Below are 17,585 nucleotides of genomic sequence, written 5' to 3' on the forward strand. Positions count from 1 at the left end.
CCCACGACCGCCTCCGTGTAGGAGACGACGCTCGCCACCTGCGAGGAGAGCATCCGCGTGGCCGGCACCTTCGTCACGTACGCCAGCACCGTGCTGACCAGGACCACCCAGCCGACGAAGACCAGGGCGGGCAGCTCCGGGCCGTTCTCGCGCATCGGGAGCCGCTCGGCGAGCAGGCCCCAGTCCGCCTGCCAGGGGCGGGCGATGGGGGTGAGCAGCACCGCGCCGACGAGCATGCCGTACGCGATCAGCGCCGCCGCCGGGATCGGCTCGTGCTTGCCGGAGCCCTTGTCGGAGAGGACGAAGGACGCCGCGAGGCAGCCGGCCGCGGCGAGGGCCGCCGCGATGCCCAGGGGGTCGAGCTCCAGGCCGCGCCAGATCTGGACGACGCCGGCCAGGCCGACCAGGGCCAGCCCCGCGCCGACCGCCGCCGAGCGCGCGACCGGCCGCCGGGCCACGAAGCGGAACCAGCCGAGCAGCAGCGCCGGGCCGAGGAACTCGATCAGCAGCGCCACCCCGACCGGGATGCGGGCGATGGCCGTGAAGTAGAAGGCCTGCATGCCGACGACCGCGAAGGCACCGTACGACAGGAGGGGCCGCAGCCGGCCGCGGAGCAGCCCCCGGTGCCGTATCGCCACCGGCAGGGTGATGAGCGCGGCGAGCGTCACCCGCAGCCAGGCCATGTGCAGCGGGTCGAGGCCGGCGTTGATGAGGGGCTTGGCCGCCACCCCCGAGCCGCCGAAGGCGACCGCGGAGAGGATCGCCAGGGCCGTTCCCGTACGCGCCGTCGATGCCGCGCGCACCCCCGCTCCCGTACGAACCCCCGCTTCCGCGCCCGCGGTTGATACCGATGTCGATCGCACAGTGACCCGCCCCCCGTGAAAGAAACCCGCACGCCGTTGACGCCTTTCACCGTGCCGCAGACGATCACCGCGGTCCAGCGCGTCTTTCCGAGCGATAATCATCGGAAAAACTCATCAGTGCCGGCCGTACGTGCCCGTGGAAACGGCGCGTGGAAACGGCCGGCGGGAAGCGCCGGTGCGACGTGCCGGCGGGACGTGCCGGCCGGAGGAGCGCCCCCGATGCTCGATCTGCACCGCCTCCGCCTGCTGCGCGAGCTCAAGCACCGCGGCACGCTCGCCGCCGTCGCCGCGGCCCTCTCCTACAGCCCCTCGTCCGTCTCGCAGCAACTCGCCGCGCTGGAGCGGGAGGTGGGGGCGCGGCTGCTGGAACCGGCCGGGCGGCGGGTGCGCCTCACCGAGCAGGCGGAGATCCTCGTCGCGCACACCGAGGCGCTGCTCGAACGCGTCGAGCGGGCCGAGGCGGATGTCGCCCGGTCGCTCGGCGGCGTGACCGGCACGCTGCGCGTCGCCACGTTCCAGACCGCCGCGCTGGCCCTGCTCCCGGCCACGCTCACGCTGCTCCGCGAGGCCCACCCGGACCTGCGCCTGAGCGTCACCCAGGCCGAGCCGGAGCACGCGCTGCCGGCGCTGCTCGGCCGGGACCACGACCTGGTGATCGCCGAGGAGTACCCGGGGCGGCCGGGCCCGCGCTCCCGGGAGATCGAGGAGGAGGACCTCCACCACGACGAGATCCGCATGGCCCTGCCGGCGGGCGGCCCGGGCGCCGCGGGCACCCCGGACGCTCCGGGCCCGGGCGCCCCCGCCGCCCGGGGTGCGGGGGAGCCGGACCCCGCCGACTGCCCCTGGATCATGGAGCCGACGAGCAGCGCGTCCCGGCAGTGGGCCACCGCCCTGTGCCGGGCGGCCGGCTTCGAGCCCGATGTGCGCTTCGAGTCCACCGACCTCCTGCTGCACGCCCGCCTCGCGGCCCAGGGGCACGCCGCCGCGCTGCTGCCCGACCTCGTCTGGGCGTTCCGCGACGCGCCGCCGCCCGTGGCGCTGCGCCCGCTGCCCGGCGGGCCGGCCTTCCGCCGGCTGTACACGGCGGTACGGCGCGGCAGCGGCGCCCACCCCGCCGTGCGCGCGGTACGCGCGGCCCTCCGCGAAGCCGTCACCACCCTCACCGCGCGGCCGACCCCCGTACGGGAACACCGGGACGGGGACGGGTGCGGGGGCGGCGATCAGCGGTCGCCGGGGGCCACCAGCCCGGACTCGTAAGCGAAGATCACCAGCTGTGCCCGGTCGCGCAGCGCCAACTTGGACAGCACGCGCCCGATGTGCGTCTTCACGGTCTGCTCCGCCAGCACCAGCGTCTGCGCGATCTCCGCGTTCGACAGCCCGCGCGCGATCAGCTCCAGCACCTCCGTCTCACGGGGCGTCAGCCCCGCCAGCCGCAGCCGCGGACCCGTGCGCGGGGCCGGCCGCTGCTGCGCGAAGTCCGCGATCAGCCGCCGCGTCACGGAGGGCGCGAGCAGCGCCTCGCCCGCCGCGACCACCCGCACCGCCGAGATCAGATCCGCCGGCGGCGCGTCCTTCAGCAGGAACCCGCTGGCCCCCGCGCGCAGCGCCTCGTACACATAGTCGTCGACGTCGAACGTCGTGAGCATCAGCACCTTCGGCCGGTGCACCACCCCGGCCGGCGGGTCGAGCAACTGCCGGGCGGCCTCCAGCCCGTCCATCTCCGGCATGCGGACGTCCATCAGCACCACATCGGGATGCGTGCTGCGGCTGACCTGCACGCCCTGCTTGCCGTCGGGCGCCTCGCCGACCACGTCGATGTCGCTCTGCGCCGAGAGCAGCGCGGCGAACCCCGCCCGCACCATGGCCTGGTCGTCGACGATGATTACGCGGATGGTCATGCGGGGCCCGTGTCCGTTCTGTCCGTTGTCTCGCGTGCGGTGCCCACCTCGCCGGGCGGCGCGGGGGAGGGGGCGAGGGGGAGCCGGGCCACGACCCGGAAGCCGCCCTCGGGCCGCGGACCGATCTCCAGCTCACCGCCGACGAGCCGGACGCGCTCGCGCATCCCGACCAGGCCATGGCCGGTGCCGGTGCTCTCCAGCGGGGCGTCGGGCCGGTCCGCCGCCTCATTGACGACGCTCACCGTCAGCACGCCGGTTCCCTCGCCGGCCCCGCCGCCGCCGTGGTCGACGCGCGCGGAGACGCGGGTGGCCGCGCCGGGCGCGTGCCGTACGACGTTGGCCAGCGCCTCCTGCACGATGCGGTACGCCGACAGGTCCACGGCCTGCGGTACGGGCACCTCCAGCACGTCGCGGCCCATGCTCAGCTCCGCCGGCACCCCGGCGCGTACGGTCGCCTCCACCAGCTGCGGCAACCGGTCCAGGCCCGGCTGCGGCGCGCGCTCGCCGTCCGTGCCCTCGCTGCGCAGCACACCCAGCAGCCGGCGCATCTCGGACAGCGACTCCCGGGCGGTCGACGCGATGGCGGCGAACTCCTCCCGGGCCGCCTCCGGCAGGCCCTCGATGCGGTACGGGGCGCTGTCCGACTGCACCGTGATCACCGACATGTGGTGCGCCACGACGTCGTGCAGCTCACGGGCGATCCGGGCGCGCTCCTCCAGCAGCGTGCGCCGGGCGCGCTCCGCCTCGCTGATCGTCTCCTGCTCGGTGAGCCGCCGCTGGGCCTCGCCGCGCTCCCGGATCGCCCCGCCGATGAGCAGCATCAGCCCGCTGAGCACGAACAACAGGGCGCTCGTGCTCTGGCGGTGGGCGTCGGCGAACCCCTCCAGCAGCATCGACGCCAGGCCCGTCACCAGCCACGCGCCCAGCAGCGTCCGGCGCGTCTCACGCAGGCCCAGCGCCAGCATCAGCGCGAGATAGCCGTTCACGGTGGGCGCGGGCCACGGCCAGGGGTGCGCGAGCTCGGCCGTGCCGGCCCACAGCAGCAGGGCGCCGATCACGTTCGCCGGCAGCATGATCCACCACGCCTGGAGCGGCCGGTTCACCGCCATCAGCAGCGGGGCCACCTGGGCGACGGCCAGCGCCGACGCCAACCCGCCGTTGAGACCGTACGTGTTGGTCAGCACCCCGATGGTGACCGGCAGCAGAATCGCCGTCAGAACGAAGACGAGGATGTACGGGAGGTGGCGCAGGCGCCTGCGTGAACTGCCGTTGCGCGGGGGCGTCGGCGGGTGCGAGGGGTGGGACAGGGCGTGTGCGGTGGCCCGCACGTTGCGGGTCGCGACCTTGAGGAGGCCCTCGGGGGGTGGGGCTTGTGGCGCGGGCTTCATTTCCCCCCAGCGTAGTCGCCGTCCGGCGAGGTTTGCGCGACGTCCATGTCCCCGTTGTCCGTGACGTGACCGTCCCTGTCTTCCCGGCCTCCGGCCGGGGCAAAGGCCCCGCCCCTTCGGGGCGGGTGGATGGGGTTCGGGCCGACGGCCGGGAAAGCGCCCCGCCCCTTCGGGGCGGGGAGACGGGGAACGCGCCGAAAGCCGGGAAAACCGCATCGCCGCGTCACGGCGGAAAAACCGGCCCGCGCCGGAGGCGCGGAAAGGGAGCGACGGTCACGTCACGGACAACCCACAACGTGGACGTCGAAGTCGTTTGGCCCGCTTCTCAAGGGGCACTCGACCCTCTCCAGCCCCACGGACCCGGGAGCGAGAATGACCCCCCGCACGGCCGCCGCCTCCTTCGGCGTGGAGGAGGAGTTCCTCCTCGTCGACGCCGAGAGCGGCCACCCCGTGCCGGCCGGCCCGGACGTGCTCGCCGCGGCGCACGCCGCGACGGCCACCGCCGAGGCCGACGGCGCGACGGCCACCGCTGACCCCGGCCCCGCGGAGGCCACCGCCGGGCCCGGCGCCGCCGAGCCCCGCGCCGCGCCGCGCGCCCAGCCCCGCCACCCCACCCTCAGCGCCGAACTGCTCACGACGCAGATCGAGAGCGCCACCCCCGTCTGCACGGAGCTGGACGAGCTCACCGCACAGCTCACCCGCGCCCGCGCCGTGCTCGCGGCGGCAGCGGCGCGGGGGGGGGCCCGGCTGCTGCCCAGCGGCACCCCGCCCCTGGGCGGTGGGCCGGCCGCCGTGACGGCCGGCGCCCGGCCGTGGCAGATCATGGACCGCTACACCGCCACCGTCTCCGACTACCACATCTGCGGCTGCCACGTGCACGTGGGCGTGCCCGACCGGGAGACCGCGGTCGCCGTGCTCAACCATCTGCGGCCCTGGCTGCCGACGCTGCTCGCCCTCTCGGCGAACTCCCCGTTCCGCCACGGCCGCGACACCGGCTACGCGAGCTGGCGCACGGTGGAGCAGTCGCGCTTCCCGGGCGCCGGCATCCCGCCCCACTTCCCGTCCGCCGCGGCGTACGACGCGACGCTCGAACGGTTGATCGAGTGCGGCGTCCTCGTGGACGACCGAGTGAGCTTCTGGTCGGCCCGCCCGTCGCCCCGCTATCCGACCGTGGAGCTGCGGGTCGCCGACGCCTGCGGCACGGTCGCCGAGGCGGTGCTGCAGGCGGCGCTCTCGCGCGCGCTGGTGCGGACCGCGCTCACCGCGCTGGCGGCCGGCCGGGAGGCGGCCGGCCCGGACGACCAGGTGGCGGCCGCGGCGCTGTGGTCCGCCTCCCGCTACGGGCTGTCCGGTCCGGCCGTCCACCCGCGCCTGGCCCGCCGGGTGCCGGCTCTCACCCTGGTCGAGGCGCTGATCGAGGACGTCACCCCGGCGCTGGAGGAGGCCGGCGACCTGAGCGCCGTACGGGCCCTCGTGGCCGATCTCCTCACCCGGGGCACCGGCGCCGAGCGACAGCGCGCGGCGGGGGCCGGGGACCCGGCCGCGGCCGTGCGCCACCTCACCCGGGCCACCACCGACTCACTCGCCGAGGAGGCCACTCCATGACCGACCGATCCGTGCGGGACAGCGCGCTCCGCCCCCGTACCGCCGCGGCGGCCCGGGGCCCGGGTGCCGCGGAGCCCGCCGGGGCCGTCGTATCCACAGGGACCGCCGGGACCGCCGCGAGGCCCGCGGCCACCGCCCCCGAAGCGCCAGCCGAAGCGCCCGACAAGGCGCCCGACAAGGCGCCCCAGGCGCCGCCGCACACCGAGCGGGGCGCGGGCCGTGCGCAGCTGCCCCCCGCGCGGGGACCGTTCTCCGAGACCGTGCTGCGGCTGCTGCGCTCGGCGCCCGGCGGGGACGTCGACCTGCCCGCCGGCGTCCCCCTGGGCGACCCGCTGGGCGAGGACGTCCAACTGGCGCTGTACGTCCTCTACGAGCTGCACTACCGCGGCTTCGAGGGCGTGTCGGACGCCTGGGAGTGGGACCCGGAACTGCTGCGGCTGCGCCGCGACGGCGAGCGCGCCTTCCTCGCCGCGCTGCGCGAGCGGACCGGCGGCGGGCGGGACGTGGCCGCCGCGCTGGACCCGCTGCTCGTCGAGCCCGTGCAGGGCACCGGCCCGACGCACCACCTGGCCGAGCGGGGTACCTGGCGGCAGATGCGCGAGTTCCTCGTGCACCGCTCCGTCTACCAGTTGAAGGAGGCGGACCCGCACCTGTGGGTCGTCCCCCGGCTCCAGGGCACCGCCAAGGCGGCCCTGGTGGCCGTCGAGTACGACGAGTTCGGTGCCGGCTGCGGCGAGCGCATGCACTCCCGGCTCTACGCCGATCTGCTCGTCGGTGCCGGGCTCGACAGCGGCTATCTGCGCTATCTGGACCGGGTGCCCGCGCCGGCGCTGGCCATCGTCAACATGATGTCGCTCTTCGGGCTGCACCGGAGCCTGCGCGGGGCGCTGGTCGGCCACTTCGCCGCCGCCGAGATCACCACCGCGCCCAGCGCCCGGCGCATGGTGCGTGCCCTGCGCCGGCTCGGCGCGGACGAGGCGGCGTGCGTGCCGTTCTACGCGGAGCACATCGAGGCGGACGCGGTGCACGAGCAGGTGATGCGCCACGACGTGATCGGCGACCTGCTCGCCCGCGAGCCGGAGCTCGCGGCCGATGTCGTCTTCGGCATCGAGGCCACCGAGGTGCTGGAGGACGCCCTCGCGGATCAGGTGATGGGGGCCTGGGAGCGCGGGGAGTCCTCGCTGCTCCGGCCCCTGGACTGAGGGCCGTCGGACGCGGACTCGGACGCGGAGCGGGCGCCGTCGGCCTGCTGGCGGCGCCGGTGGCTGGCGTCGCACCAGGGGTAGACCCGGCTGCGCCGGCAGACGCACACGGCCACCGCGAAGCGGTCCGAGGCCACCGTGCTGCCGTCCGGCAGGACGACCTCGACCGGGCCGTCGATCACGAGCGGGCCGCCCGGGTCGATCCGTACGCGCCGGGGCCGTTCGCCGCGCTCCCCGCTCCAGCCCTCGCGTCCCTCGCGTCCCTCGCGTTCCTCGTGCGGAGACTCCTGCGCGCGAGTCTCCTCGAAAGTCCCTTCAAAAGTCTCCGGGGGCCCGTCATCGGGCCGGCGTGCGGTCGGCACGGATCACCACCAGTTCCTCTTCGCGCTGTCCGGGTTCGATGAGCCCGCGCCGCTCCAGCCAGTCCGCGCGGCTCAGCAGGACGGGTCCGAAGGGCTGGCGCCGGCGGGCCACGATCGACGCCTTCAGCCCGGCGTCCCGCAGCGACCGCACCGTGGAGAGCGGCCCGCACAGGGACGAGTGGACCATCAGCAGCAGACCGCCGGGCGCCAGCAGCCGGGGCGCGGCGGCACAGAGCCGGTCGAGATGGGCGCGGCCGTCCTCCCCGGCGTCCCAGGCGCGCGCGGCCCGGCCCGTCGAGGTCGACGGCGGGCACGGCACATAGGGCGGGTTGGCGGTGACGACGTCGAAGCTCCGGCCGGCGGTGCGCTCCTCGAAGTCACCGTGGCGCACCCGGACCTGGGCCCGCGGTCCCGCCCGGCCCGTCAGGCCGTGCAGCCACAGGTTGCACCGGGCGGCGAGGGCGGCGGTCCGGGATATGTCCACGGCCCACACCTCGGCGGCGCCCAGGCGCGCCGCCTCGACGGCCAGGACCCCCGTGCCGGTGCAGATGTCCAGGGCGCGGGCCCCGGGGGGCAGAGCCGCCCGGCGCAGGGCCTCGCGCAGCAGATGGGTGTCGCTCTGGGGCGCGTACACGCCCGGCGGCCTCAACAGCATCACCCGTTCCGGGTACCACGCCCGCGCCCCGCCAAACAGCCGCCGTACCACGTCCCACCCGGTCCAGGGGCCTCTCCCGGCTCAGCGGCGGCGCCCGAGTCGGCTCCCCAAGCGGCGCACCGGCGCCCGCGCCGGCCTCAACGCCCCGTGACCCCAGGGCCCCAGGGCCGCCACGACCTCATGGCCGCAGCAGCACCTTCACCATGCCCTGCTCCTTGGCCTGGAACGCCTTGTACGCCCGCGGCCCGTCCTCCAGCGGCAGCACATGCGTGGCGAAGCCCTCGACGCCCAGCGGGTCCTCCTCGGTGAGCAGCGGCAGGAGGTCGTCCACCCAGCGCCGTACGTTCGCCTGCCCCATGCGCAGCTGGAGCTGCTTGTCGAACATGGTGAGCAGCGGCAGCGGGTCGGTCATGCCGCCGTAGACGCCGGAGACCGAGATGGTGCCGCCCCGGCGCACGATGTCGATGGCCGTGCGGAGCGCGGGCAGCCGGTCGACCCCCGCGTGCGTCATCAGCTTCTCCGTGAGCAGGTCGGGCAGTAGCCCCGCCGCCTGCTGGGCGGCCTTGGCGATCGGGGCGCCGTGCGCCTCCATGCCGACCGCGTCGATGACCGAGTCCGGCCCCCGGCCGTCGGTGAGATCGCGGATGACGTCGCCGAGGTCCTTCTCGTGCCGGCGCAGGTCCAGCACCGTCACCCCGCGCGCCTGGGCCCGCGCCAGCCGCTCGGGCACCAGGTCCACGCCGATCACCTGTTCGATGCCGCGGTGCAGGGCGATCCGGGCGGCCATGTCACCGATGGGCCCGAGGCCCAGCACGGCCAGGCTGCCGCCGTGCGGGACGGCCGCGTACTCGACGGCCTGCCAGGCCGTCGGCAGGACGTCGGAGAGGTAGACGAACCGCTCGTCGGGCGGTTCCGCGGACACCTTGATCGGCAGGGTGTTGCCGAACGGCACCCGCAGGTACTCCGCCTGCCCGCCCGGCATCTCCCCGTACAGCTTGGTGTAGCCGAACAGCGCGCCGCCCATGCCGCGCTCGCGCACCTGCGTGGTCTCGCACTGGGAGTGCAGCCCGCCGGCGCACATGAAGCAGGTGCCGCAGGAGACGTTGAACGGCACGACCACGCGGTCGCCCGGTTCGAGCTCGGTGACCTCGGAGCCCACCTCCGCCACGATGCCCATGGGCTCGTGGCCCAGGATGTCGCCCGGCTCCAGGAAGGGGCCGAGCACCTCGTACAGATGCAGGTCGGAGCCGCAGAGGCCGGTGGTGGTGATCCTGACGATGATGTCCGTCGGCTCCTGAATGATCGGGTCGGGCACCGTCTCGACGCGCACATCGCGCTTTCCGTGCCAGGTGAGAGCCCTCATGAGTGTCCTCCTGCGGTCGGCCGGCGGCTCGTTCGGCGCGGTTCGCCGAAGGTCCCGAGTTGGCCGGTGGCGCCGGGTTCAAACAGTCCTGTGGCGCGGTTCGCACACCCCTGGCGCGCGCCGGTCCGCGCACTCCTGGCACTCCCGGCGCACCGGTTCGAACAGGCCGGGCGCGCCGGCGGGGGCCAGGATGGAAGCACGGACATCCGGGCGACGCGGACGGCGCGGGAACGGAGGGAGCCCATGGCGAGCGGGGCGAGCGGGGCGAGCGGCGCCGCCGCGGACCGGGACGGCACCGGACGCGGGGCCGGCGGCGGGCGCGGAGAGGGCCTGCGCGTCGTCGTGGTCGGCGCCACCGGCAACGTCGGCACCGCCGTCGTACGGGCGCTCGTCGACGATCCACGCGTCGGCTCGATCACCGGGGTGGCCCGCAGGGTCCCCACGTGGTCGCCGCCGCGCACCTCCTGGATGGGCGCGGACCTGGGCGCCGGGGCCGCCTCGGGCGTCGGCGCCCGGCTGGTGGAGTGCTTCCGGGGCGCGGACGCCGTCGTCCATCTCGCCTGGCGGTTCCAGCCGACCCGGGACCCGGTCGCCACCTGGCGCGCCAATGTGCTCGGCTCCATCCGGGTGTTCGCCGCGGTGGCGCGGGCCCGGGTGCCGGCCCTGGTGCACGCCTCGTCCGTGGGCACGTACTCCCCGGGCCCGCCGGACCTCCTCGTCGACGAGTTCTGGCCGACCCACGGCTGGCCGGACGCCGCGTACTCGCGGGAGAAGGCGTACCTGGAACGGGTGCTCGACGCGTACGAGAGCCGCCACCGGCAGGTGCGCGTGGTGCGGATGCGCCCCTGCTTCCTCTTCCAGCCGGAGGCCGCCACCGCGCAGTGGCGGCTGTTCGCCGGGCTGCCGCCGCCGCGCCGGCTGGTGCGGCCCGCGCTGGTGCCCTTCTTCCCTGACCTCCCGGGCCTGCGCTTCCAGGCCCTGCACACGGCCGACGCCGCCGAGGCGTACCGCCTGGCGGTCGTCCGCCCCGTGCGCGGCGCCTTCAACCTCGCCGCCGATCCGGTGCTCGACACCCGGGCCGTGGCGGAGGCGCTGGGTGCCCGCCCGGTGCGGGTGCCTGGCGGCGCGGTGCGGTCGGCGCTCGCGGCGGCCTGGTGGCTGCGGCTGGTGCCCGCCTCCCCACAGCTGTACGACCTCGTCCGGCGGCTGCCGCTGATGGACGCCGGGCGCGCCGCCCGGGAGCTCGGCTGGCACCCCCGGCGCACCTCGAAGGAGGCGGTCGGCGGCTTTCTGCGCGGCCTGGCGGAGGGGACGGATCTGCCGACGCCCCCGCTGGCCCGCTGACCGGCCGCCGCCCGCCCGGGGCGGACCGCCACTCAGACGCCCCGCTCAGGCACCGCTCATCCGCCCCGCGGGGGCCGGCTCACCGAAGAGGACCAGGTTCTCCGCGTACCGCCGGTTCTCCGCGTCGTACTCGCCCGTGCAGGTCACCAGCGCCAGCCGGGCCGGGCCGGTGGCCGTGAACAGCCCGCGCGGCAGATCCGCCTTGCGGTAGACGCGCCGGGCGGTGACCACGTACGGGTGGCGTCGGCCGTCGGCCCCCGTCACCTCGACACGGGCGCCCAACGGCACCCGGTGCAGCGCCGCGAACGCCCCCGGCCCATGGGCCTGCGAGTCGACGTGCCCGGCCAGCAGAACGGTGCCCTCCGCCGCGCCCGGCTGCGCGCCCAGCGGCCACCAGCCCACGTCGCCGGGCGGCTCGGGCACCTCCAGGGAGCCGTCCGGGGCGTGGGCGACCGGCACCACCCGCGCCGTCAGCCGCCCGGGCACTTCCAGGCCGACCGGTGGTGACGGGGCGTCGGCCGACCGCTGCGCCACGCCGGGCCGGTGCCGGGGCAGGGCCCCCGCGTCGCGCGCCGCCGGCAGGCCGGGCAGCAGCATCAGCCAGCCGGCGACGAGCGCCGCCAGGCCCAGCCCGGTCACGCACAGGGCTGGGCCACGGCGCGGCCACGCACTCCCGGGCACCGCGACGGCCGCCGGATCAGCGGGCGCGGGCCGAGCCCGTGGCCGTACGGCGGGAGCGGATCAGGAGCACCGTGCCCGAGCCGAGCAGCAGGGCACCGCCGGCGAGCACCGCCGCCGCGACGCCCGGGCGCGTGCCGATGCCGGTGTCGACGGAGGTGTTGAGGGAGGTCGCCATCTGCCCGCCGTCGCCGGCCGGGACCTTGGCGGCCGGGGCATGGTCCTGGCACTTGCCGTCGCGCACCATCGCGAGGTGGGTCGAGACCACCGGTCGCGCGGCCTTGGCGGTGGCCTTCACCTCCGCGTTGCGGCCCTCCTTGAGCTCGCGGTCGATCAGCCCCAGCGTCTTCTCGTGCGCGGCCACCTGCACCTTCAGCCACGCCTCGTCGTACGCCTTGCTGCCGGCCTTGCCCTGGACCTCGGCCAGTTCCTTCTGCTGTTCGGGCGTGGGGGCGTTGGGCAGGGAGACGCCGACCTTGTCCGCCACCCTCTTGACGTCGCCGTCGAGCTTGGTGTGGTCGGTCACCAGCGTCCTGCCGGTCCGCATCACACAGGAGGTCGTCGCGTGCTTGACGGCGTCCTCGCCGGCGGCGATCTCCGCGAGGTTGCCCTGGTGGGCCGACTTGAGGAACGCGGTGTCGGCCGCGTTGACCGAACCGCCGGCAGCCGGCGTCGAGTCCACGGCGGTTGCCGGGACGGCCGCCGCCCCCGCTATGGCCAGGGCGGCGACCGCCGTGGCGGTCCAGTGTCGAGTCCGCATGGGTGAGCTCCGTTCGTCGTCGTCGGCCGGCGGCACGGGGCGGCGGTGTGCGGCTCGCGTGCCGGGCCGGTGGGCCGGGACGCCGACTGGCGGCCCGGGGCCGCTTCAGTGCCCCGGGCCCGGCGCGAAACGCCGGTTGTCCCGCGAACGGAGCAGATCTCTCACCCGCTCGGCAGGGAGGCCCCGCCCTACGCGGCGGCGTGTCCCGTGATCCGTCGCGGCGTCAGACGGACGACGACGCGGACGTCCTGGGGTCCGTCGGCGGTGTAGTCGCCGCCGGTGTACTTGCGGGACAGCTCGTTGATCAGCTCCCGGCCGCCCTCCTCGCTGATCGTGACCGAGCCGCGGACCTCCACGTACTGGTACGGCTGGGCGAGGTCGAAAACGCTCACGCTCACCCGGGGGTCGCGGCGCAGGTTCCGCTCCTTCTTGCGGCCGATCACGGTGGAGAACAGCAGGTCGTTCCCGTCGCGCTTGACCCAGACGACGGAGGTCTGGGGGCTTCCGTCGGGGTTGAGCGTGGCGAGGGTGGCGAAGTTGGTCCCGTCGAGGATCGCGCGCGATGCGTCGTTCAGCGTGACAGTCATGATCCGAATTTACGGCTTCGGCGCGGGCTGGCGGGGGAGGGGCCGCGCCGTGGTCCTTTCGGAGGACGGGGACAATGGGCGGATGAGCGTCACCGTCCCCGGCCCGACACCCCCGGACACGCCGACCGGCGCCGCCGCGGGTGCGGCCGCCGCCGCGCCGGCCCCGCAGGCGCCACCGATCCCGCCGACGCCGCCGGTCCCGCCGACGTCGCCCACCGCGTACCCCGTCCCCGACGCCGCGGCCCATCTCGCCGGCCGGTGGACGGTCGACCGCGTCCTGCGCGACCTGGCCACCGGCACCCACGGGTCGTTCCGCGGCACGGCCGACTTCACGCCGGCACCCGACGGCGACGGCTGCCTGCTGCACATCGAGGACGGCGAACTGGACTGGGCCGGGGCGCGCGGCCGGGCGGGCCGCACCCTGCGGCTGCTCCCGGCCCCGGACGGCACCGCCGAGGTGACGTTCGCCGACGGCCGCCCCTTCCACGACCTGGACCTGCGCACCGGGCACTGGACCACGCGCCATCCGTGCGGGCCGGACGTCTACGACGGCACCTTCACCGTCCTGTCCGCCGACACCTGGCGGGTGAGCTGGCGCGTCACCGGCCGCGCCAAGGACCAGCTCCTCACCACGGTCTACCGGCGGCGCTGACCGGCCCGCCGGGCCGCCGTCCCTACCGCTCGGCGGCCCGGCCCGGCCCGGCCCCGCCCGGTCGCCGGCGCGTCAGGCCGTGTCGCGGCGCATGGCCCCCACGGCGCCGCCGGCGTCCAGGCGCGGGATGCGCCGCTGCGCGGCCAGCGCGGCGGCCGGATAGCGCGGATCGGGCCGCAGCGCGTACTCGCGCAGACACGCCTCGGTCATCTTGATGACGTGCTCGTCGCCGTGCTCCGCCGCCCGCGCCGCCAGCTCGCCGGCCGACAGCGGCTCCGGCACCTCCGAGCGCCAGGCCGTCGTGCCCTCGCCCCGCCGGTCGGCGGTGAAGGCGAACAGGAACGCCGCCTGCACCTGCCACAGCCGCGCCAGCGTCGGCTCGTGCAGCTCGTACGGCAGATGCGGCAGCACCAGGCGTACGGCGGCGGGCGCGGTGATGCCGTGGATCAGCGGCACGGGGAACACCTCGGGGTGCCCGAGGTAGACGTCCGCGAACTGGACCGTCATCTCGCTCAGCAGCCGGGGCGCCTGCTCGGCGGACGGCCACTCCAGCGACTCGCGGTAGCCCGGGAGGTCGGCGAGGCGGTCCAGGCGCCTCCGGACGGCCTCCGGGTGTACCGGGGCGTCCTGGGGCACGCGGGGCAGCTCCGCGACCGCGCTCGACAGTTCGTGACGGCCGCCGAGCCGGGGCTGCCCGGGGAGCTCGGAGTACCGGGCCGCCCAGTACGCCAGTCCGCGCGCCAGTTCGTCCAGCTGGAGGCGCGTCGGCTGCTCGCCCGCGGCGTACAGGCCGCGCACCGCGTGGGCGGTGCGGATGAGGCCGTGGGTCAGCCCGGCGAACAGGCCCGGGAGCAGCCGCGGCCACCAGCGGACGAGCACCTCGCGCCAGGGCGCCTCCGCCAGTTCGCGGGCGAAGAGCCGCTCCCAGTCCCCGGCCCGGTCGAACGCGCCGAGGGCGGGGCGCCAGGAGGACTCGTCCGCGGGATCGAGGGCGAACCGCGCGGCGGGCGGCTCGTGGTGCTCCAACGCGCGCCGGTAGCGCCGCACCCAGGCGGCCACCTCGTCCCCGTGCCCGAGCACGGCGAGCGCCTCGGCGCCCATCGGGCCGTGGTTGGCGAGGTCGGCGCCCTCCCCGCGCTCGTACCCGAGGTCCTCCATGCGCTCCAGGGCGTCGTTGACCGCATCGCAGTAGCTGATCGACGGCATGACAGCAGCACCTTTCGGCAGGCCGAACATTTCGGCATTGGACAGTTCGGAACTCCGAACCATCTAGACTCGCAGTATGCCGCATGCGCACCAGCCGGGGAACAGCCCCCGGACGCCCACCGCTGCCGACATCGAACTCGTCGGCCTCGTCCCGCTGTTGGAGCCGTACTACCGAGGTGCGGTGGTGCGGGACCTCATGCCGGGGCCGCTGCGCGAGGCGATGGAGGCGCAGGGTCTGACCCCGCGCCACGGCGCCGTACTGCCGCACCTGCTGGTCGCCGAGCCGCTGACCGTGGGGGAGATCGCCCAGCGGCTCCAGGTGTCGCTGCCCACCGCCAGCGAACTGGTCGGCGGGCTCAGCCGGGCCGGGATCGTGGAACGCGCCGAGGACCCGGCCAACCGGCGCCGGGTCCTCGTGTCACTGGCGGAGGAGTTCCGCCGGCCGATCGAAACGTTCGTCGTCCGGCGGGGCGAGCCGCTGCTGCGCGCCCTGGACGGGCTGTCAGCGGGAGAGCGTGCGGGCTTCGTGGCCGGGCTCACGGCCTGGGTCCGCGAGGTGCAGAACCCCTGACTCGCGGCTCCCGGTCCGCGCTTCCGCCTCCGGACGTTCGGCGTCCGGGCGTTCCGCTCCCAGAAGCTCCGCCTCCAGAAGCTCCGCCTCCGTGAAGCGTTCCTCCGAGGGCTCCGGCTCCGCGAGCCGTCCCTCCGGGAGCTCCGCTTCCGCGAGCTCCGGCTCCGCCGGCTGTTCGGCGATCGGCGGCACCTGCCGCAGCAGCGCCACCACCAGCACCGCCGTCACCAGCGCGAAGCCCGCGCTCACCACCGACGCCGTGCGGAGCCCCGCCGTGAACGCCTCCCGCGCGGCCGCCGCCAGTCCCGCGCCCGCCCCTTCCGGCAGGCGCTCGGCGACGGCCAGCGCCGCGCCCACCGTGTCGCGCGCCTCGGCCGGGGCGCCCGCCGGGACGCCTCCGCGATAGACCGCGGCCGCCACGCTGCCCGTCACCGCGATGCCCAGCGCCAGCCCCAGGTCGTACGCCGTCTGGCCGGTCGCCGCCGCCGCGCCCGCCTTCTCCGGCGGCGCCGAGCCCACGGCCAGCGCCGTGCCGAGCACGCTGATCGGCGCCACCCCGAACATGATCACCGCAAGGGCGGTGGCCGCGGCCGGAACGCCCTCCACGAGGGCGAGACCCCCGTATCCGAGGAGCGAGATCAGCAGCCCGCCGACCAGCACGTACGCCGGGCGGACGCGACGGGCCAGCACCGGGGTCAGCTGCGAGCCGGCCACCAGCCCCGCCGCCCCGGGCAGCAGCCACAGCCCCGCCTCCAGCGGCGAGAGCCCCGCGACCGCCTGGAGGTACTGCGGCACCAGGTACTCGACGCCGTTGAGCGCCGTCATGCCCAGCAGCAGGGTCAGCAGCGCCCCCGTGAACGCCTTCTCCCGGAACAGGCCCAGGTCCATCAGCGGGGCCGCCAACCGCCTCTGACGGCGTACGAAGGCGAGGGCGAACGCGGCTCCGGCGGCGAAGGCCGCCCCGGCCGCGCCGGTGAGCGCGCCCGGGCCGTGCGCCGCCACCCCCTTCACCCCGTAGACCAGCGGCAGCACCGCGAGCAGGAACAGCGCCACGCTCGCCGGGTCCAGCCGGCCCGCCGCCGGATCGCGGTACTCCGGCAGCAGCGCCGGGGCGATGAACAGGAGCGGCAGCATCACCGGTATCCCGATCAGGAAGACGGACCCCCACCACCAGCTGTTCAGCAGCACACCGCCGATGACGGGCCCCACGGCCAGCCCGACGGACAGGGCGGTGACCCACAGGGCGATGGCCGTGGCCCGCTGCCGCGGATCGTCGAACATATGGCGGATCAGGGCGAGCGTGGAGGGCAGGACGGCGGCCCCTGCGACGCCGAGCAGCGCCCGGGCGGCGATCAGGACCCCGGGGTTCGGGGCGTACGCGGCCACCAGCGAGGCGACCACGAACCCGGCCGAACCGGCCATCAGCAGTCTGCGCCGGCCGACGCGGTCGCCCAGCGTGCCCATGATCACCAGCGTGCCGGCGGTCAGGAAGCCGTAGATGTCGGTGGTCCACAGCAGTTCGGTGGAGCTGGGCCGCAGATCGGCGGCGAGGTAGGGGGTGGCCAGCCACAGGACGCCGAGATCGGCGGTCATCAGGGCCACGGGGAGCAGGAGGACGGCGAGGCCGAGCCAGGGGCGCGCGGTGCCGCGACGCCGTGCGGGGCCGTGGGGGCGTGCCGTGTCGCGGGCGCGTTCGGTGTCGTGGGGGCGCGCCGTGTCGCGGCGGCGCGCCGTGCCGCCGGTGCGTTCGGGGCCGGTCACTTCCGCTCCTCCGCTTCCTCGCGCGCGGGCCGCGGCAGCGCTTCCCGGACCGCCGTCTCCGCCGCGGCCAGCAACTGTCGTACGCGCTCGGGGCGCCGCGCCTGGGGCAGACCGGACATCTCCGTGCCGTACAGGCAGCGGACGGACGCGTCGGCGATCCCGCAGAACCGCGAGATGTCCGCCAGCTGGTGGCTGATCGCCGAGTCCGTGCCGGCCGCCGCGAGGTCCGCTTCACCGGCGCCGACCAGGCCGAGCCACAGCATCCGCTTGCCGGCGAGCCGCGGTGTGCTGCGGCCGTAGGCGAAGCCGTAGTTCCACACCCGGTCGATCCAGCCCTTGAGGATGGCCGGGGGCGCGGACCACCAGACCGGGAAGACGGCGAGGATGTCGTCCGCGGCCGCGATGCGGTCCATATGGGCGTGGACCTCGGGCGAGTACCGCTTCTCGCGGTCCTCCCAGTCCGGCTCGTCGACCGGCGTCAGGCGCGGGTCGAAACCCTCGGCGTGGAGGTCCAGTACGTCGACGGTGGCGCCGCTCTCCTTGAGGCGGCCGTGCAGACGGTGGGCGACCTGGGCGGTCAGCGAGCCGGGGCGGGGGTGGGCCACGACCAGCAGGGTGTGGCGTGCGGCCGTTGTCATGACGGGCTCCCTGGGTGGGGGTGTCGGTAGACGTTCGGGGAAACGTGGGGAC

General features: G+C 75.7%; 18 protein-coding genes. 6 read left to right on the plus strand and 12 right to left on the minus strand.

Annotated features, from left to right (window positions below):
• Positions 1-803: EamA family transporter (locus tag ACSNOD_RS16180; protein WP_436767635.1), on the minus strand; the 803-nt coding region annotated here is incomplete at its 3' end.
• Between the two features lie 279 nt (positions 804-1,082).
• Here ACSNOD_RS16180 and ACSNOD_RS16185 point away from each other — a divergent pair.
• Positions 1,083-2,120 carry a LysR family transcriptional regulator gene (locus tag ACSNOD_RS16185; protein WP_436767636.1) on the plus strand — a complete coding sequence of 346 codons (1,038 nt, stop codon included), beginning with the start codon at positions 1,083-1,085 and terminating at the stop codon, positions 2,118-2,120.
• On the opposite strand, the gene ACSNOD_RS16190 is transcribed toward ACSNOD_RS16185, so the two are convergent.
• On the minus strand, positions 2,084-2,761 hold the full coding sequence (locus ACSNOD_RS16190) for a response regulator (RefSeq protein WP_436767637.1): 678 nt from the start codon (positions 2,759-2,761) through the stop codon (positions 2,084-2,086). The genes ACSNOD_RS16185 and ACSNOD_RS16190 overlap by 37 nt on opposite strands.
• The gene (locus ACSNOD_RS16195) at positions 2,758-4,149 is read right to left on the minus strand and encodes a sensor histidine kinase (RefSeq protein WP_436767638.1); all 1,392 of its coding nucleotides are present in this window, start codon (positions 4,147-4,149) and stop codon (positions 2,758-2,760) included. Before ACSNOD_RS16195 ends, ACSNOD_RS16190 begins: the two co-directional genes overlap by 4 nt.
• Positions 4,150-4,521: 372 nt before the next feature.
• On the opposite strand from ACSNOD_RS16195, the gene ACSNOD_RS16200 reads away from it, so the two are divergent.
• Both ACSNOD_RS16200 and ACSNOD_RS16205 read left to right on the plus strand, forming a co-directional pair.
• Positions 4,522-5,754 (plus strand): carboxylate-amine ligase, encoded by a 1,233-nt coding sequence (locus tag ACSNOD_RS16200; protein ID WP_436767639.1) that lies wholly within the window; start codon positions 4,522-4,524, stop codon positions 5,752-5,754.
• Positions 5,751-6,956, plus strand: a complete 1,206-nt coding sequence (locus ACSNOD_RS16205; protein ID WP_436767640.1) for an iron-containing redox enzyme family protein — start codon at positions 5,751-5,753, stop codon at positions 6,954-6,956. The genes ACSNOD_RS16200 and ACSNOD_RS16205 overlap by 4 nt, the downstream gene beginning before the upstream one ends.
• On the opposite strand, the gene ACSNOD_RS16210 is transcribed toward ACSNOD_RS16205, so the two are convergent.
• The 3 genes from ACSNOD_RS16210 to ACSNOD_RS16220 form a co-directional block, all read right to left on the minus strand.
• Positions 6,899-7,318, minus strand: coding sequence for a CDGSH iron-sulfur domain-containing protein (locus tag ACSNOD_RS16210; RefSeq protein ID WP_436767641.1), 420 nt, complete (start codon positions 7,316-7,318; stop codon positions 6,899-6,901). The genes ACSNOD_RS16205 and ACSNOD_RS16210 overlap by 58 nt on opposite strands.
• The gene (locus ACSNOD_RS16215; protein WP_436767642.1) at positions 7,293-7,973 is read right to left on the minus strand and encodes a methyltransferase; all 681 of its coding nucleotides are present in this window, start codon (positions 7,971-7,973) and stop codon (positions 7,293-7,295) included. The genes ACSNOD_RS16210 and ACSNOD_RS16215 overlap by 26 nt, the downstream gene beginning before the upstream one ends.
• Positions 7,974-8,151: 178 nt before the next feature.
• Positions 8,152-9,336 (minus strand): zinc-dependent alcohol dehydrogenase, encoded by a 1,185-nt coding sequence (locus ACSNOD_RS16220; protein ID WP_436767643.1) that lies wholly within the window; start codon positions 9,334-9,336, stop codon positions 8,152-8,154.
• 243 nt (positions 9,337-9,579) lie between these two features.
• Here ACSNOD_RS16220 and ACSNOD_RS16225 point away from each other — a divergent pair, with 243 nt between their 5' ends.
• Complete coding sequence (locus ACSNOD_RS16225; RefSeq protein WP_436767644.1) at positions 9,580-10,680, plus strand: NAD-dependent epimerase/dehydratase family protein; 1,101 nt, start codon at positions 9,580-9,582, stop codon at positions 10,678-10,680.
• Between the two features lie 45 nt (positions 10,681-10,725).
• Here ACSNOD_RS16225 and ACSNOD_RS16230 read toward each other — a convergent pair whose 3' ends face one another.
• The 3 genes from ACSNOD_RS16230 to ACSNOD_RS16240 all read right to left on the minus strand — a co-directional run bounded on the left by ACSNOD_RS16230 (position 10,726) and on the right by ACSNOD_RS16240 (position 12,705).
• The gene (locus tag ACSNOD_RS16230; protein WP_436767645.1) at positions 10,726-11,319 is read right to left on the minus strand and encodes a class F sortase; all 594 of its coding nucleotides are present in this window, start codon (positions 11,317-11,319) and stop codon (positions 10,726-10,728) included.
• 58 nt (positions 11,320-11,377) lie between these two features.
• Positions 11,378-12,118 carry a DUF4142 domain-containing protein gene (locus ACSNOD_RS16235; RefSeq protein ID WP_436767646.1) on the minus strand — a complete coding sequence of 247 codons (741 nt, stop codon included), beginning with the start codon at positions 12,116-12,118 and terminating at the stop codon, positions 11,378-11,380.
• Positions 12,119-12,306: 188 nt separating this feature from the next.
• Complete coding sequence (locus ACSNOD_RS16240) at positions 12,307-12,705, minus strand: PPOX class F420-dependent oxidoreductase (protein WP_436767647.1); 399 nt, start codon at positions 12,703-12,705, stop codon at positions 12,307-12,309.
• An 82-nt stretch (positions 12,706-12,787) separates the two neighbouring features.
• On the opposite strand from ACSNOD_RS16240, the gene ACSNOD_RS16245 reads away from it, so the two are divergent.
• Positions 12,788-13,357, plus strand: coding sequence for a DUF6314 family protein (locus ACSNOD_RS16245; RefSeq protein WP_436767648.1), 570 nt, complete (start codon positions 12,788-12,790; stop codon positions 13,355-13,357).
• 72 nt (positions 13,358-13,429) lie between these two features.
• Here ACSNOD_RS16245 and ACSNOD_RS16250 read toward each other — a convergent pair whose 3' ends face one another.
• Complete coding sequence (locus ACSNOD_RS16250) at positions 13,430-14,563, minus strand: questin oxidase family protein (protein ID WP_436767649.1); 1,134 nt, start codon at positions 14,561-14,563, stop codon at positions 13,430-13,432.
• 76 nt (positions 14,564-14,639) lie between these two features.
• Between ACSNOD_RS16250 and ACSNOD_RS16255 the strand changes: the two genes are divergently transcribed.
• Positions 14,640-15,134, plus strand: a complete 495-nt coding sequence (locus tag ACSNOD_RS16255; protein ID WP_436767650.1) for a MarR family winged helix-turn-helix transcriptional regulator — start codon at positions 14,640-14,642, stop codon at positions 15,132-15,134.
• Here ACSNOD_RS16255 and ACSNOD_RS16260 read toward each other — a convergent pair.
• Positions 15,066-16,727 (minus strand): MFS transporter, encoded by a 1,662-nt coding sequence (locus ACSNOD_RS16260; protein WP_436767652.1) that lies wholly within the window; start codon positions 16,725-16,727, stop codon positions 15,066-15,068. The two genes, ACSNOD_RS16255 and ACSNOD_RS16260, sit on opposite strands and share 69 nt — an antisense overlap.
• A 164-nt stretch (positions 16,728-16,891) precedes the next feature.
• Positions 16,892-17,533, minus strand: a complete 642-nt coding sequence (locus ACSNOD_RS16265; protein ID WP_436767651.1) for an NAD(P)H oxidoreductase — start codon at positions 17,531-17,533, stop codon at positions 16,892-16,894.
• Positions 17,534-17,585: the final 52 nt, after the last annotated feature.

The sequence above is a fragment of the Streptomyces sp. URMC 123 genome, from assembly GCF_051386515.1.
Taxonomy (GTDB): Bacteria; Actinomycetota; Actinomycetes; order Streptomycetales; family Streptomycetaceae; genus Streptomyces.

What these genes read in the sequence shown, in the direction of transcription:
- ACSNOD_RS16185 (WP_436767636.1), top strand. Translation starts at nt 1,083, where the DNA reads ATGCTCGATCTGCACCGCCTCCGCCTGCTGCGCGAGCTCAAGCACCGC.
- ACSNOD_RS16190 (WP_436767637.1), bottom strand. Translation starts at nt 2,761, where the DNA reads ATGACCATCCGCGTAATCATCGTCGACGACCAGGCCATGGTGCGGGCG.
- ACSNOD_RS16195 (WP_436767638.1), bottom strand. Translation starts at nt 4,149, where the DNA reads ATGAAGCCCGCGCCACAAGCCCCACCCCCCGAGGGCCTCCTCAAGGTC.
- ACSNOD_RS16200 (WP_436767639.1), top strand. Translation starts at nt 4,522, where the DNA reads ATGACCCCCCGCACGGCCGCCGCCTCCTTCGGCGTGGAGGAGGAGTTC.
- ACSNOD_RS16205 (WP_436767640.1), top strand. Translation starts at nt 5,751, where the DNA reads ATGACCGACCGATCCGTGCGGGACAGCGCGCTCCGCCCCCGTACCGCC.
- ACSNOD_RS16215 (WP_436767642.1), bottom strand. Translation starts at nt 7,973, where the DNA reads ATGCTGTTGAGGCCGCCGGGCGTGTACGCGCCCCAGAGCGACACCCAT.
- ACSNOD_RS16220 (WP_436767643.1), bottom strand. Translation starts at nt 9,336, where the DNA reads ATGAGGGCTCTCACCTGGCACGGAAAGCGCGATGTGCGCGTCGAGACG.
- ACSNOD_RS16225 (WP_436767644.1), top strand. Translation starts at nt 9,580, where the DNA reads ATGGCGAGCGGGGCGAGCGGGGCGAGCGGCGCCGCCGCGGACCGGGAC.
- ACSNOD_RS16235 (WP_436767646.1), bottom strand. Translation starts at nt 12,118, where the DNA reads ATGCGGACTCGACACTGGACCGCCACGGCGGTCGCCGCCCTGGCCATA.
- ACSNOD_RS16240 (WP_436767647.1), bottom strand. Translation starts at nt 12,705, where the DNA reads ATGACTGTCACGCTGAACGACGCATCGCGCGCGATCCTCGACGGGACC.
- ACSNOD_RS16245 (WP_436767648.1), top strand. Translation starts at nt 12,788, where the DNA reads ATGAGCGTCACCGTCCCCGGCCCGACACCCCCGGACACGCCGACCGGC.
- ACSNOD_RS16250 (WP_436767649.1), bottom strand. Translation starts at nt 14,563, where the DNA reads ATGCCGTCGATCAGCTACTGCGATGCGGTCAACGACGCCCTGGAGCGC.
- ACSNOD_RS16255 (WP_436767650.1), top strand. Translation starts at nt 14,640, where the DNA reads ATGCCGCATGCGCACCAGCCGGGGAACAGCCCCCGGACGCCCACCGCT.
- ACSNOD_RS16260 (WP_436767652.1), bottom strand. Translation starts at nt 16,727, where the DNA reads ATGACCGCCGATCTCGGCGTCCTGTGGCTGGCCACCCCCTACCTCGCC.
- ACSNOD_RS16265 (WP_436767651.1), bottom strand. Translation starts at nt 17,533, where the DNA reads ATGACAACGGCCGCACGCCACACCCTGCTGGTCGTGGCCCACCCCCGC.